General features: G+C 60.5%; 14 protein-coding genes and 1 pseudogene. 1 reads left to right on the top strand and 14 read right to left on the bottom strand.

The window, feature by feature from the left end; translation table 11 throughout:
* The first annotated feature begins 7 nt into the window (after positions 1-7).
* A complete protein-coding gene (locus PDO_RS17690; RefSeq protein ID WP_007605182.1) occupies positions 8-1099 on the top strand; it encodes a TraB/GumN family protein in 1092 nt (363 codons plus the stop codon).
* Here PDO_RS17690 and PDO_RS17685 read toward each other — a convergent pair whose 3' ends face one another.
* The 14 genes and pseudogenes from PDO_RS17685 to PDO_RS17620 form a co-directional block, all read right to left on the bottom strand.
* Positions 1100-1579, bottom strand: coding sequence for a DUF2867 domain-containing protein (locus PDO_RS17685; RefSeq protein WP_007605180.1), 480 nt, complete (start codon positions 1577-1579; stop codon positions 1100-1102).
* Positions 1580-1606: 27 nt separating this feature from the next.
* Positions 1607-2104 carry a cytochrome b gene (locus tag PDO_RS17680; RefSeq protein ID WP_007605171.1) on the bottom strand — a complete coding sequence of 166 codons (498 nt, stop codon included), beginning with the start codon at positions 2102-2104 and terminating at the stop codon, positions 1607-1609.
* A 138-nt stretch (positions 2105-2242) separates the two neighbouring features.
* Positions 2243-3649, bottom strand: a complete 1407-nt coding sequence (gene lpdA / locus PDO_RS17675; RefSeq protein ID WP_007605169.1) for a dihydrolipoyl dehydrogenase — start codon at positions 3647-3649, stop codon at positions 2243-2245.
* A 25-nt stretch (positions 3650-3674) separates the two neighbouring features.
* Positions 3675-4427 (bottom strand): SDR family oxidoreductase, encoded by a 753-nt coding sequence (locus PDO_RS17670; protein WP_007605168.1) that lies wholly within the window; start codon positions 4425-4427, stop codon positions 3675-3677.
* Positions 4424-4924 (bottom strand): hypothetical protein, encoded by a 501-nt coding sequence (locus PDO_RS17665; protein ID WP_007605167.1) that lies wholly within the window; start codon positions 4922-4924, stop codon positions 4424-4426. Before PDO_RS17665 ends, PDO_RS17670 begins: the two co-directional genes overlap by 4 nt.
* 11 nt (positions 4925-4935) lie before the next feature.
* Positions 4936-5349 carry an MAPEG family protein gene (locus tag PDO_RS17660; RefSeq protein WP_007605166.1) on the bottom strand — a complete coding sequence of 138 codons (414 nt, stop codon included), beginning with the start codon at positions 5347-5349 and terminating at the stop codon, positions 4936-4938.
* Between the two features lie 12 nt (positions 5350-5361).
* Positions 5362-6573 (bottom strand): 2-oxoglutarate dehydrogenase complex dihydrolipoyllysine-residue succinyltransferase, encoded by a 1212-nt coding sequence (gene odhB, locus PDO_RS17655; protein WP_007605165.1) that lies wholly within the window; start codon positions 6571-6573, stop codon positions 5362-5364.
* A 58-nt stretch (positions 6574-6631) separates the two neighbouring features.
* Complete coding sequence (locus PDO_RS17650) at positions 6632-9616, bottom strand: 2-oxoglutarate dehydrogenase E1 component (RefSeq protein WP_007605164.1); 2985 nt, start codon at positions 9614-9616, stop codon at positions 6632-6634.
* Between the two features lie 160 nt (positions 9617-9776).
* A complete protein-coding gene (gene sucD / locus PDO_RS17645; protein WP_007605162.1) occupies positions 9777-10679 on the bottom strand; it encodes a succinate--CoA ligase subunit alpha in 903 nt (300 codons plus the stop codon).
* Positions 10680-10696: 17 nt separating this feature from the next.
* A complete protein-coding gene (gene sucC / locus PDO_RS17640) occupies positions 10697-11890 on the bottom strand; it encodes an ADP-forming succinate--CoA ligase subunit beta (protein ID WP_007605160.1) in 1194 nt (397 codons plus the stop codon).
* A gap of 31 nt (positions 11891-11921) precedes the next feature.
* Positions 11922-12884, bottom strand: a complete 963-nt coding sequence (gene mdh, locus PDO_RS17635; RefSeq protein WP_007605158.1) for a malate dehydrogenase — start codon at positions 12882-12884, stop codon at positions 11922-11924.
* Positions 12885-13055: 171 nt separating this feature from the next.
* Entirely contained in the window at positions 13056-14225 is a 1170-nt protein-coding gene (zapE, locus tag PDO_RS17630) for a cell division protein ZapE (protein WP_007605156.1), read from the bottom strand.
* Positions 14226-14283: 58 nt separating this feature from the next.
* Positions 14284-14817, bottom strand: a complete 534-nt coding sequence (locus PDO_RS17625; RefSeq protein WP_007605153.1) for a protease inhibitor Inh/omp19 family protein — start codon at positions 14815-14817, stop codon at positions 14284-14286.
* A gap of 192 nt (positions 14818-15009) precedes the next feature.
* A pseudogene (locus tag PDO_RS17620) lies at positions 15010-15418 on the bottom strand (succinate dehydrogenase iron-sulfur subunit); the annotation flags it as partial.

The raw sequence follows: 15418 nt of genomic DNA, 5'->3' as shown, positions 1-15418 counted from the left end.
ATCCGCCATGAACGCGCCATTGCTGCAAAATCTTCGCCCTTATCTGTCTCGCCTGTCCCTGGCCGATGCGGCGCTTTGGCTGGCAGGCGCCCTGCCGCTGGCTTTTCTCCTGTCGCTGATGCTGGTGCTGTTCAGCCTCTCGCCGGCGAAGGCCGATGACGTCAAATGCACCGGCGAGAACCTGCTTGTCGCCATGCAGCGCGACGATCCGGCTGCACTGGACAAGGTCCGTGCCGAGGCGGCCAAGACCCCCAATGGCAAGGGCATCTTCTGGAAGATCGAAAAGGAAGGCGTGAAGCCCTCCTGGCTGCTCGGCACCATGCATGTCACGGACCCGCGCGTCCTGACCATGCCGGAAGGCGCCCGCGAGGCTGCGGCAGAAGCCGACATCATCGTGATCGAATCGGACGAGATCCTCGACGAGAAAAAGGCCGGTGCGGCCCTGCTGATGCATCCCGAGTTGACGATGTTTACCGACGGCAAGACCGTCAAGGACCACCTGACGCCCGAGCAGGTGACCGAACTGGACGAGGGCCTGAAGCAGCGTGGCCTGTCGCTTGCCACGGTCGCCCGGATGAAACCCTGGATCCTGGCCAGCTTCGTTGCCCTGCCCGCCTGCGAGATTTCCCGCAAGGCGGCCGGCGCGTCTTTCCTCGACAAGCAGATTGCCGAGGATGCGATCAAGGCCGGCAAGCCGGTCGCCGGACTGGAAACCCTTGTCGAGCAGTTAAAGGCCATGGCGGACCTGCCGGTTGACTTCCATTTCAGGGCGCTGATCGAGACCATGGCGCTCGGCGACAAGATGGAAGACGTCATCGAGACCATGACCGAAATCTATCTCTCCGGCGAGATCGGCATGACCATGCCGATGCTGGAAGCGGTCACACCGAGTGGTGCCGACAAGGACGACAGCGCCTATGCCGCCTTCGAGCGCCGCATTGTCCAGGACCGCAATGTCGTGATGGCCGAAGGCAGCCTGCCGCATCTGGAAAAGGGCAATGCCTTCATCGCCGTCGGTGCCCTGCATCTGCCTGGCGCAGAAGGCCTCGTCGAACTGCTGCGCAAGGACGGATACACGCTGACGGCCGTCGGCGGCTGATCAGGTTTTCGGCTCAAGCCGGCTCAACAGCGATTGGACGATCGCCTTGTGGAACGGCGTGATCAGCGCAATATAGGCCCGGCCGCTGAGATTATGTCGGGCGACGACAGTCGTGACCGCAACGAGGCTGCCCTTCCCGCCATCCGGCCGCACATCGACCACGATGCGGAAATCGAGATGTTTGTCGTCGAAGCCAAGCACCACCTGCCGGTCGCTCTCGCTGACGATCGGAAATGCGCCGACGGACCCGGCCGCGCCGACTTTCAATTCGGCCGACTTGAGCCCGACCAGACCGACCAACCGGTTGCGCAGCGCAAGCAGCGACCGGATCCATCCAGGGGCTGAGCCAAGCACACTCCGGGCAGCATCGATCGCCCGCATATCCGCTTCCTTGACGCTCACGACATAACAATCGGCCCAGTCAGCCGCCGGCAAAGCCGGATGCGGCAAGGTGACGATCTCGGCTCGTGCCAATGCCATGCGCGGCTCCAGTTTGCGTGCTGCCCATCATCCCTTGGTCATGCGTTGGGCGAGCGACGTCTTCCAGTAGAACTGGTGTACCAGCACCGCCAGGATATGCACTGCGATCAATAGCCACATCAGCGACTTGAGCGGGCCGCCATGCAGGAAGCCAGCGGTATCATTGCCGAAATAATATTTGCCGATGCCGCTGAACGGGATCGCGATGAACAGACCGTAGAAGCTCCAATGCGCAACCTTGGCGGCCAGCTTGAACATCGGCGGCTCATTGGCCGGCGCATCCGGTGCACCCTGCACGACCCGCAGTACCAGCCGGATCACGGCGAGACAGAGTACCGCAATGCCGACATAGGCGTGCAGATTGGCGCCGGCGAGATCATCAGCGGATGGAACAAGGCCATCCTCGAGCGCCTCCACCGTCTCTTCCATCGCTTCCGCGACCAGCAAGTTGAAAATGATCAACGCGGCCATCAGCCAGTGAAGCACGCGTTGCGGAATGGAGTAAACCGAGACTGCGGAGGTCATATTCTTGCCCTTTATCAAGCATTTGCGGAATATTGCCTCCAGATGATAAAAGCCGCGACTTGAAGCACAAGCCGCGGCTTTGAAGATTACGGAAATATAATAATTTCCAGTTTTACTCCTCTTTAGAGGAGCGGCCGATTACATGTGGATCGGCTTGAAGAAGGTCGCGAGTGCAGCTTCCTTGACCGCTTCCGACATCGTCGGATGCGCATGGCAGGTACGGCCTAGATCTTCCGAAGAGCCACCGAATTCCATCAGCACGGCAATTTCGTGGATCATCTCGCCGGCGCCGAAGCCGATGATATGGCCACCGAGCACGCGATCGGTATCCTTGTCGGCAAGGATCTTGACGAAGCCGTCCGTTGCGACCATCGCACGGGCGCGACCGTTTGCCGTGAACGGGAACTTGCCGACCTTGTAGGCAATGCCCGCAGCCTTCAGCTCTTCCTCGGTCTTGCCGACGGAAGCGACTTCCGGCTGGGTATAGACGACGCCCGGAATGACGTCGTAATTCACATGGCCGTGCTGGCCGGCGAGGATTTCGGCAAGCGCCACACCCTCGTCTTCAGCCTTGTGCGCCAGCATCGGACCCTTGACCACGTCGCCGATCGCAAAGATCCCGGCGACATTTGTCTTGAAGTGACCATCGATCTCGACGCGGCCACGATTGTCCAGCACCACGCCAACCTCTTCGAGACCAAGGCCGGCCGTGTACGGCTTGCGGCCGGTCGCGATCAGCACCACGTCGGCTTCAAGCGACTGCGCGTCGCCGCCCTTGACCGGTTCATAGGTGACCTTGGCGCCGGAAGCTGTCTTTTCCACGCCGGTGACCTTGGCGTCGGTGCGGATGTCCATGCCCTGCTTGGCCATCATGCGCTGGAACTGCTTGGACACGTCGCCGTCCATGCCGCCGAGCAGCTTGTCGAGATATTCGACGACCGTGACCTTGGCACCGAGGCGCATCCAGACGGAGCCGAGCTCGAGGCCGATCACGCCGCCGCCGACCACGATCATGTGGGCCGGCACCTTGTCCAGCGCGATGCCGCCGGTCGAGGAAATGATGACTTTCTCGTCGATTTCAACCGGAACGCCGGGAATGCCGGCAACGTCGGAGCCGGTGGCGATGACGATGTTCTTCGCCTCGATTTCCTGCACCTTGCCGTCTTCGGCTGTGACCGACACCTTGCCGGCGGAGACGATCTTGCCTGTGCCGATAAAGCCGTCGATCTTGTTCTTCTTGAACAGGAAGGAAACGCCATCGACATTCGATTTCACGGTCGCATCCTTGTGCGCCATCATCTTGCCGAGGTTGAGTGTCGGCGCGCTGACTTCGACACCGAGGTCGGCCATGCCATGGCCGGCATGGTGGAAGACTTCCGAGGCGTGCAGCAGCGCCTTGGACGGAATGCAGCCGACATTCAGGCAGGTACCGCCATAGGTGGCGCGCTTTTCAACGACCGCGACCTTCAGACCGAGCTGCGCAGCCTTGACCGCGCAGACATAACCGCCAGGGCCGGAGCCGATAATGACAACATCGTAAGACATGGGATGCTTCCTTCGTTTTCGGCGACTAACGTCCGCCGCTGACATTCAAGATGGCGCCAGTCACATACGATGCCTGGCTTGAGATGAGGTAGAGAACGGCGTCGGCAATTTCCTCGGACGTGCCGGGCCGCTGCATCGGTATGCTCGGGGCCATGGCCGCCGCACGATCCGGCAAACCACCGGAGGCATGGATATCGGTATCGATCACGCCGGGCCGGATGGCGTTCACCCGGATGCCCTCGCTGGCGACTTCGCGCGCAAGACCGATCGTGAACGTATCGACGGCGCCTTTCGAGGCGGCATAATCGACATACTGGCCCGGACTGCCAAGAACAGCCGCCATGGACGAAATGTTGACGATCGACCCGCCGCGACCGCCATGGGCCGTCGACATGCGCCTGACCGCCTCGGACGCACAGCGGATATTGCCGATCACATTGATGGCAAACATCCGGTCCAGCCGCTCGCGGCTATAATCTTCCACCCGCGCCGTCTGATCGACCACGCCGGCATTGTTGACCAGACCATCGAGCCTGCCGAATTGCTGGTCGACGGCGGCAAAAATGGCGGCGATGCCCTCTTCCGTGCCGGTGTCACCCTGCACGATTTCGGCGCGCACGCCCAGCAGACGCACCTCGGCGCTCAGCTTTTCCGCCGCGGCCCGGTTCGAAACGTAGTTGATCAGCACGTCCCAGCCGGCTCCTGCCGCCTTGAGGACCACGGCAGCGCCGATGCCGCGGCTGCCGCCGGTAACAAGAAGAACGGGACGGTCACTCATGAGGCGCAGCCCTTGAATTCGAACACATCCCAGGGTGCCGTTTCCAGCGACTTGCCGAACGAGGACTGCGCATAGGCGGGACCGAAACCCGGAAGCAGCAGGCTATCGGGCGCGCCACTTCCTTCCGGCGGCAACAAGTCGATGTGGCCAGTGGTCTTGTCGGCGCTGTAGATGATGCCTTTCCAGACGGTGCAGGCCGCAAGATCAGCGCCCGTCACGTCGCCTTCAGGGCAATTGTTCATGATCATGGCGACAGGCCGCTCGATGTCTGGATCGTAGATCACATGGCCATCCAGAGGATTGGCCGCGCTCTTGGCGATCAGGGAAAAACCATGGCTGACAGGTGTATTGTCACCACTTGCCGCCCGGAAGTGCAGTTCGGACTTGGTTTCAACTTCCGCATAGATCGCCCGTTCGATCGGGCAGTCGGCCGCCATCAGTGGCTGAGCCAGAAGGGTCAGGATGGCTGAGCCGGAAAGCGCGCGTGAGCCGAACATCGCCTATCGTCCTAGAACATCAGGGCGAAGAACATAAGTCCCATGCCCGCCATTGAACCCAACCAGACCAGAGAACGCACATAGGGAATACCGCCCAGATAAAGCGGGATATAGACAATCCGGCAGACCATCCAGATGACAGCGCCGGCAAGCCCGATTCCCGCAGCCTTGCCGGCAAGCAGCAGGCCGAACGCAAGAGCCAGAAAGCCGGGATAGGTCTCGCGAAAATTGGCAGAAGCCCGTTCCGCCCGGCCGGCGAATTTGCCCGCCGGCCTTTTCTCTTCGTCGCGTGGACCCGCGTTCCAGGCCGAGCCAAGTTCCGTCGTGGCAATCATGGACTGCATGAGCACATGCACAACCAGGAGGACCACGCTCCCGCCAATCAACGGCAGGAGCGGAGACGCCGACACGGCAAGCGGATCCATCACGGCTGCTCCTTAGAGATCGAGAACCAGACGTTCCGGATCTTCCAGGCTTTCCTTGACGCGAACCAGGAAGGTCACGGCTTCCTTGCCGTCGACGATGCGATGGTCATAGGACAAAGCCAGATACATCATCGGACGGATGACGACCTGACCGCCGATGGCAACCGGGCGATCCTGGATCTTGTGCATGCCGAGAATGCCCGACTGCGGCGCGTTCAGGATCGGCGAAGACATCAGCGAACCATAGACACCGCCATTGGTGATCGTGAAGGTACCGCCCTGCATGTCGGCCATCGACAGTGAGCCGTCACGGGCAGCCTTGGCAAGGCGTCCCAGTTCCTTCTCGATTTCGGCGACCGTCATCTGGTCGGCATCGCGGATCACCGGAACGACCAGGCCCTTGTCGGTGCCGACGGCCATGCCGACATGGCAGTAGTTCTTGTAGATGATGTCGGTACCGTCGATCTCGGCGTTAACGGCCGGCAGTTCCTTCAGCGCATGCGTGATCGCCTTGGTGAAGAAGCCCATGAAGCCGAGCTTCACGCCATGCTTCTTCTCGAAGATGTCCTTGTATTTGGTGCGCAGGCTCATCACGGCCGACATGTCCACCTCGTTATAGGTGGTCAGCATGGCTGCCGTGTTCTGGGCATCCTTCAGGCGCTTGGCGATCGTCTGGCGCAGGCGCGTCATCTTCACGCGCTCTTCGCGCACGACGTCGTTGGCGCCCGATGCGGGACGAGGAGCAGCCGGTGCGGCAACCGCTGCCGGGGCGGAAGATCCCTTGGCGATGGCAGCCAGCACGTCGCCTTTCAGCACCTGGCCACGCTTGCCAGATCCATCGACATCAGCCGTCGAGATATTGTTGTCGGCGGCAACCTTGGCCGCTGCTGGCGCAGCTGGCATTGCGGCGGCGGCCGGAGCCTGTGCCGCGGCAGCAGGTGCCGCAGCCGGGGCCGGGGCCGGTGCAGCAGATACGCTGCCGGCAGCGCCTTCGCTGATCTGGCCGAGCAAAGCGCCGAGGCCGACGGTTTCGCCATTTTGGGCGACGATTTCGGTCAGGACGCCCGAAACCGGCGACGGCACTTCGACCGTGACCTTGTCGGTTTCCAGTTCGACGAGCGGTTCGTCAGCCTTGACGACATCGCCGACCTTCTTGAACCAGGTGCCGATGGTGGCTTCGCTGACAGATTCACCAAGGGTGGGTACGCGGATTTCAGTGGCCATGATCTCAATTCCGTTAATCAGAGAACGTTTCGGTCGATGGAGAGGGTGACTGGGCGGATCAACCGCCCAGTGCGTCCTCCAGGAAGGCTTCGAGCTGGGCGAGATGCTTCGACATCAGGCCTGTTGCCGGCGAGGCTGCAGCCGGGCGACCGGTGTAGCGAACGCGCTGATACTTGGCGTCGATATGGGCGAGAACCCATTCGAGGTAAGGATCAATGAACGACCAAGCGCCCATGTTCTTCGGCTCTTCCTGGCACCAGACCATCTCGGCATTGCGGAAGCGCGACAGCTCGTTGATCAGGGCCTTGGCCGGGAACGGATAGAGCTGTTCGATACGCAGCAGGTAGATGTCATCGATACCGCGCTTTTCGCGCTCTTCGAGCAGGTCGTAGTAGACCTTGCCCGAGCACATCACGACGCGACGGATCTTGGCATCCTTCTGCAGCTTGATCGGGCCGTCCTTGATCACTTCGGCGTCATCCCACAGCAGGCGGTGGAAGGACGATTCACCCGCCATTTCGGCAAGGCTTGATGTAGCCCGCTTGTGGCGCAGCAGTGACTTCGGAGTCATCAGGATCAGCGGCTTGCGGAAGTCACGCTTCATCTGACGGCGCAGGATATGGAAGTAGTTGGCCGGCGTCGTGCAATAGGCAACCTGCATATTGTCTTCGGCGCACATCTGCAGCCAGCGTTCGAGGCGGGCCGACGAATGTTCCGGACCCTGACCTTCGTAGCCATGCGGCAGAAGGCAGACGAGACCGGACATACGCAGCCACTTGCGTTCGCCAGACGAGATGAACTGGTCGAACACGACCTGTGCACCATTGGCGAAGTCGCCGAACTGGGCTTCCCAGAGCGTCAGCGCATTCGGACGGGCCAGCGAATAGCCGTATTCGAAGCCGAGTACGGCCTCTTCGGACAGCATCGAGTTGATCACTTCATACTTGGCCTGGTTCGGCGCAAGGTTGGCCAGCGGAATGTAGCGATCTTCGGTTTCCTGATCGTAGAGAACCGAGTGGCGCTGGCTGAACGTGCCGCGTTCGCAATCCTGGCCGGACAGGCGGATCTTGTGGCCATCGACGACCAGTGACCCGAAGGCAAGCGCCTCGGCCATCGCCCAGTCGATACCTTCGCCCGTCTCGATCATCTGCGAACGGTTGTCCATGAAGCGCTGGATCGTGCGATGCGCCTTAAAGCCTTCCGGAATGGCCGACAGCTTGCGGCCGATATCCTTGAGCGATTTCATCGGTACCGCAGTCTTGCCTCGACGCTGTTCGTCGGCATTGTCAGCCGAGCGCAGACCCGACCACTGGCCGTCCAGCCAGTCGGCCTTGTTCGGCTTGTAGCTCTGCCCTGCCTCGAACTCCGTCTCGAGATTGGCGCGCCAGTCGGCCTTCATCTTCTCGAATTCGCCATCGGTCATCAGGCCTTCGGCGATCAGGCGCTCGGCATAGATCTGCGCGACCGTCTTGTGACCGCGAATGACCTTGTACATCTTCGGCTGCGTGAACGCAGGCTCGTCGCCTTCGTTATGGCCGAAGCGGCGATAGCAGAACATGTCGATGACGACAGGCTTGTGGAACTTCATCCGGTATTCGGTGGCGATCTTGGCAGCATAGGTGACTGCCTCAGGATCGTCGCCGTTGACGTGGAAGATCGGCGCCTCGATCATCTTCGCGACGTCCGACGGATAAGGCGACGAACGCGAGAAGGCCGGGTTGGTGGTGAAGCCGATCTGGTTGTTGATGATGACATGCATCGTGCCGGCAACGCGGTGACCGCGCAGGCCGGACAGGCCGAGGATTTCGGCAACCACGCCCTGGCCGGCGAAAGCCGCATCACCATGCAACAGCAGCGGCAGGACCTTCGAGCGTTCCTTGAGCGGAATGACGTCCCCGTCCCAGGTCTTGGCGAGCTGGTCCTGCTTGGCGCGGGCCTTGCCCATGACCACAGGGTTGACGATTTCCAGATGCGACGGGTTGGCCGTCAGCGACAGGTGAACCTTGTTGCCGTCGAACTCACGGTCGGACGAGGCCCCGAGGTGATACTTCACGTCGCCGGAACCTTCGACTTCATCCGGCTTGAACGAACCGCCCTTGAACTCGTGGAACACGGCGCGATGCGGCTTTGCCATGACGTTGGTCAGAACGTTCAGGCGGCCACGATGGGCCATGCCGAGCACGACTTCCTCAAGACCTTCCTGGCCGCCACGCTTGATGATCTGCTCCAGCGCCGGGATCAGCGATTCACCGCCATCGAGACCGAAGCGCTTGGTGCCCTTGTACTTGACGTCGATGAACTGCTCGAAGCCTTCCGCCTCGATCAGCTTCTGCAGGATCGCCTTCTTGCCGATCGGGGTGAATTCCACACCCTTGCCCGGACCTTCGATGCGTTCCTGGATCCACGCCTTTTCTTCCGGATCGGAGATATGCATGAATTCGACGCCGAGCGTCGAACAATAGGTGCGCTTTAGGATATCGAGCATCTGCGGAATGGTCGCGTATTCGAGACCCAGCACGTTGTCGATGAAGATCTTGCGGCTGTAATCGGCCTCGGTGAAGCCGTAGGCAGCTGGCGACAGCTCATTATAGTCGTCAACCGGTGCGGCAAGCCCGAGCGGATCGAGATTGGCATGCAGGTGACCGCGCATGCGATAGGCGCGGATCATCATGATGGCGCGCACGCTGTCGCGGGTCGCCTGGAGAACCTGTGTTTCCGAGATCGGCTGGCCGGCGGCTTCGGCCTTGGCCTTCACCTTGGTCTCGACGACCTTCTCGATCGTGCCCCAATTGCCGTCGAGCGCCGAGACAAGCTCGCCATTGGCCACGATCGGCCAGTTTTTCCGCTGCCACGACGCGCCGGATGCGGCTTTTTTCACATCGGCCGGGTTGTCTGCAAGCGCCTTGAAGAAAGACTGCCATTCGCCCGATAGCGACGAAGGATCTTCCTGATAGCGCGCGTAAAGCTGTTCGATATAGGCTGCGTTCGATCCGTCGAGGAAGGACGTGATCAGGAACTGCTCGTTGGCTTCTTGCCTACTCATGGTGTTTCGCGAGCGCCCTGGCTCGCCTCCCGAATTGAGATGATGACCGGATCCGGTCTGCCGCTGTCCCGCGTCCGAGCGGGGCCTTCAATTTAAATGCCGAAACCAGGCAACGAGATGATGAACCGATCCCCTTGCCTGGCACTTGCTTTATATAGGGTCAGCCCTTGAGGACTTCGACCAGCGTCTTGCCGAGGCGTGCCGGGGAAGGCGAAACCTTGATGCCGGCCGCTTCCATGGCTTCGATCTTCGATTCTGCGTCGCCCTTGCCGCCGGAAACGACAGCACCCGCATGACCCATCGTGCGGCCCTTCGGCGCCGTACGACCGGCGATGAAGCCTGCCATCGGCTTCTTGCGGCCCTTCTTGGCTTCGTCGATGAGGAACTGCGCCGCATCTTCTTCAGCCGAGCCGCCGATTTCGCCGATCATGATGATCGACTGGGTGGCTTCGTCGGCGAGGAACATTTCCAGCATGTCGATGAACTCGGTGCCCTTGACCGGGTCGCCGCCGATGCCGACAGCCGTCGTCTGGCCGAGGCCTTCGTTGGATGTCTGGAAAACAGCTTCGTAGGTCAGCGTGCCGGAGCGCGAAACGATACCGACCGAACCCTTGCGGAAGATCGAGCCCGGCATGATGCCGATCTTGCATTCTTCCGGCGTCAGAACGCCTGGGCAGTTCGGGCCGAGCAGGCGCGACTTGGATCGGTCGAGGCGAGCCTTGACGCGAACCATGTCCATGACCGGGATGCCTTCGGTGATGCAGGTGATGAACGGGATCTCGGCGTCGATCGCCTCGATGATCGCGTCGGCAGCCCCTGCCGGTGGAACGTAGATGACCGAGGCGTCGGCGCCGGTCCGTTCCTTGGCTTCGGCAACGGTCGCGAAGATCGGCAGGCTTTCGCCCTTCGAACCGGTCCAGGTTTCGCCACCCTTCTTCGGGTGGATACCACCGACCATCTTGGTGCCATAATAAGCGAGCGCCTGTTCAGTGTGGAACGAACCGGTCTTGCCGGTCAGGCCCTGAACGAGGATCTTGGTGTCTTTATTAACGAGAATAGACATGTATCAGGTTCCTCAGATTAGGCTTTGATCGCAGCGACGATCTTCTTGGCAGCATCGTCCAAGTCGTCAGCAGCGGTGATCGCAAGACCGGATTCGTTGAGGATCTTCTTGCCAAGATCGACATTGGTGCCCTCGAGGCGAACGACGAGCGGAACCTTGAGGCCGACTTCCTGAACCGCTGCGACAACGCCTTCGGCGATGACGTCGCACTTCATGATGCCGCCGAAGATGTTGACGAGGATGCCCTCGACCTTCGGGTCAGCCGTGATGATCTTGAAGGCTGCAGCCACCTTCTCCTTGCCGGCACCACCGCCGACGTCGCAGAAGTTGGCCGGCTCCTTACCGTACAACTTGATGATGTCCATCGTCGCCATGGCGAGACCGGCACCGTTGACCATGCAGCCGATATTGCCGTCGAGCGCCACGTAAGCGAGGTCCCACTTGGAGGCTTCGATTTCCTTGGCGTCTTCTTCGGTCTCGTCGCGCAACGCCTTGACGTCATCGTGGCGGAACAGGGCGTTGCCGTCGAACGACATCTTGGCATCGAGCACGCGCAGATGGTCATTCTTCATGACGATCAGCGGGTTGACTTCGAGCAGCGCCATGTCCTTCTCGACGAAGGCCTTGTAGAGGATCGGAAACAGCGACTTGGCGTCTTCGGCAGCAGCACCCGAAAGCTCAAGCGCCTTCGAGATGGCGGCAATGTCGGCATCCGTCACGCCGGTTTCCGGATTGATCGCGATCGTGTGGATCTTTTCCGGCGTATCATGCGCGACAGCCTCGATGTCCATGCCGCCTTCGGTCGAAACCACGAAAGCAACCTGACCAACCGAACGGTCGACCAACAGCGAGCAATAGAGTTCGCGAGCGATGTCGGCACCATCTTCGATATACAGGCGGTTGACCTGCTTGCCGGCGTCGCCGGTCTGGGCAGTCACCAGCGTGTTGCCGAACATTTCCTTGGCATGGCTCTTGGCTTCGTCGATCGAGAACGCCAGGCGAACACCGCCCTTGGCATCCGGACCGAGCTCCTTGAACTTGCCCTTGCCGCGTCCGCCAGCATGGATCTGGCTCTTGACCACGTAGAGCGGGCCAGGGAGCTGCTTTGCGGCGGCTTCGGCTTCTTCGGCAGAAAAGATCGCCACACCTTCGGCGACCGGTGCACCAAAGCTCTTCAGAAGAGCCTTGGCCTGGTATTCATGAATGTTCATTGTCGTGTCCCTGTCTTGGGCGGAATGGCAATTACTTGAGAGTCGGCACGATGTTGATGCAGGCTTCACAAAGCCCGGCAACCGCGCTGACCGACTTCTGGAAGGCGGCTTCTTCGTCCTTGGTGAATTCGACTTCGATGATGCGCTCGATGCCGCCGGCACCGATGATCGTCGGAACGCCGACATACATGTCCTTCACGCCATACTGGCCGGAAAGGTAGGCGGCAGCAGGTAGAACGCGCTTCTTGTCCTTGAGGAAGGACTCAGCCATTTCGATCGCGGACGCTGCCGGGGCGTAATAGGCAGAGCCGGTCTTCAGCAGGCCGACGATTTCGGCGCCGCCATCACGGGTACGCTGGATGATTTCTTCCAGACGTTCCTTCGTGACCCAGCCCATCTTGACCAGATCGGTCAGCGGAATGCCGCCAACGGTCGAGTAGCGGGCGAGCGGTACCATCGTATCGCCGTGGCCGCCGAGAACGAACGCCGTGACGTCCTGGACGGAAACGTTGAATTCTTCGGAGAGGAACAGGCGGAAACGCGACGAGTCGAGCACGCCAGCCATGCCGACAACCATGTTCTTCGGCAGGCCGGAGAACTTCTGCAGCGCCCAGACCATGGCGTCGAGCGGGTTGGTGATGCAGATCACGAATGCGTTCGGGGCATACTTCTTGATGCCGGCGCCGACCTGTTCCATGACCTTGAGGTTGATACCGAGCAGGTCGTCGCGGCTCATGCCCGGCTTGCGGGCAACTCCGGCGGTGACGATGCAGACGTCTGCGCCTTCGATGGCGGAATAGTCGCTTGCGCCAGTCATCTTCGCATTGAAGCCTTCGACCGGCGAAGACTGGGCAATGTCGAGACCCTTGCCCTGCGGGATGCCGTCAGCAATGTCGAACAGGACGATGTCGCCCAGTTCCTTCAGACCGGCGAGATGCGCCAGCGTTCCACCAATCATTCCAGAACCGATAAGAGCGATCTTATTGCGCGCCATTGAAGAGCTTCCTTTTAGATCCATAACCAAGGTCGAGACGAGTGTTAGTCCATCCTTGTGGACAGACCGAATAGCCCCAACCACATAGAATCGCAAACGATAATTTTCGGTGTATAAATTTCAATCGGTTAGATCATCAATTTCTTACGTAAACGTAAGAAATTGCGACAATCAGATGTCAGCAACGTGACGATTTATCTGATGAAGCTCAAGATAGTCCGCACTGCGCATCTCAAATAGGCGGGAAATGGTACGATCAAACTCGAAGCCTTCCGTGCCTTTCTTCTCGGTAAGCAAAACCTCCGGCATGGCCGCAGCGGAGACAAACAGCCGGACGCTTGCATCATAAAGCGCGTCGATAAGAATAATGAACCGTTTCGTCTCATTGCGTTTTTCCGGCCCGAGATACGGCACGTCTTCGACGAAGACCACGTCGAACCGCTGCGCAATGGCGAGATAGTCCGATGCGCCGAGCGGCCGGCTGCACAGGTCGTCGAAGGTGAAACGGGCCACCCGGCCGACGGCGCGCGGGATATCGACCTGCCTGCCCTTCATCTCGATCGACACGGTAGCTTCCGGCGCCCCGTCCGTCACATGACGCCAGGCGAGGTCGAGTTGACGGTGTGCCTCAGGCGAGATTGGCGCCACATAGACCGGCAGGCTCTCCATCTTCTCCATCCGGTAATCCGTCGGAGAATCGAGCGTTGCCACCTCCACATAGCGCTTCAGAAGATCGACAAACGGCAGAAAGAGCCCACGGTTGAGACCGTCCCGGTAGAGATTGGTCGGCTCGACATTGGAGGTCGCGACCAGCGTGCAACCGCGCGCGAACAGTTCGGTGAACAGACGCGCCAGGATCATCGCATCGGCGATATCGGTCACCGTGAATTCATCAAAGCACAGAAGCTCGGCCTCTTCGCGCAGTGCTGCGGCGACTGGCGGAACAGGGTCGGCCTGCTTCGTCTCGCCGGCTTTCAGCTTTTGCCGGTGGGCATGGATACGTCCATGCACATCAGCCATGAATTCATGAAAATGCGCCCGCCGCTTCTTCTCGACCGGAGCCAGATTGAAAAACAGATCCATCAGCATGGTCTTGCCGCGACCAACACTGCCGTGCACGTACAGCCCCCTGATCGGCTGCTCGGGCTTGCGCTTTTGTGCAAAGATCCAGCCCAGGGCGCTTTTCTTGGCGGCCGGACGGCGACTTTTAAGTTCCGTGAGAATTCGATCGAGCCTGCTTGCGACGCCCATCTGCGCCGCGTCGGCCTTCAACGTGCCAGCTTCGGTCATCGCCCGCAGCTGTTCTACGACGCTGAGCGCATAATCAGGAATAGGCTGCATGAACAAGGCTCTGCCTGGGCGACAGCCTCATCCGGGCTGCCGCAGGGATAAGAGAGGATTAGCGGCTGAGGCTGATGGGCTGACCGGAATTGGTCGTACCATCGAAGCGCGCATCGGCGGTCTTGTAGAGACTGCCGATCGTGTTGCCGTTGCGGTCCTTGAGCTGAACCTGCCGGCCGGAGACCTCCCACGAGCCCATGGCGGTCAGTTCGCCAGCGCAACCGCGGGTACCACCACGCGAGCCGCTGCCCAGATTGGTCAGGGTCAGGAACATGTCACAGCTGGCGCCGCCATTCTGGACGCGCCAATTGCCGACCATCGACTCCTTCGTCACATCCAGCGCCGTGGCCGGAGGCGCGCCCGCACCGACACCGGGCGTCACGGCAGCCGTGTTGGCCGGGGCGGAGGGAAACTGCGACGGATCGGCAGCACCTGGAGGCGGCAATTGGCCGGATTGAACCGAAGGAACGGGTGAAGCCTGCAGCGGCGGCAGAGCGGTATTGGCAGCGTTCATGCTGTTGTAGGAAGTCCGCTGACAACCTGCGAGCGCCAATACAAGGGCCACTCCCGTAACCGCGTGGTTCAATTTCATCATCACACTCCCGCTCAAGCGACGTCGGCCGCAATCTGCCGTATATCTAGGTTAGAAATATGTTACGCGCATATGGTTAATCAAGTTCCATATGGCAATTAGACGATAGGCCGTTGATATGCGGACAAAATAAGGCCGCCCAAGTCGAAACCGGGCGGCCGTGTTGATTTGCCTCACCGTCCATGCAACCGCTTAGACGCGGCGCTCGACCATCATCTTCTTGATCTCGGCAATCGCCTTGGCAGGGTTCAGCCCTTCGGGCAAGCCTGCGCGCAGTTCATGATCGTGTGGCAGCGATAGAGACGGAACGGATCCTCAAGATTGTCGAGGCGTTCGCCGGTCGCCTCGTCGCGGCTGTCGATCAGCCAGCGATAGGCCTGCAACAGAACGGCCGGACCGAGATAACGGTCGCCATTCCACCAGTAGCTCGGACAGGATGTCGAGCAGCACGCGCACAGGATGCACTCATAGAGGCCATCGAGCTTCAGTCGATCCTCATGGCTCTGCTTCCATTCCTTGGCCGGCGGCGGCGAAACCGTCTTCAGCCAGGGTTCGATCGAGCGATGCTGCGCGTAGAAGTTGGTCAGATCCGGGATCAGAT

It is taken from the genome of Rhizobium sp. PDO1-076, from assembly GCF_000247475.1.
GTDB lineage: Bacteria > Pseudomonadota > Alphaproteobacteria > Rhizobiales > Rhizobiaceae > Allorhizobium.
The sequence above is the reverse complement of the archived record's forward strand: the minus strand, read 5'-3'. Positions and strand labels throughout refer to the sequence as shown.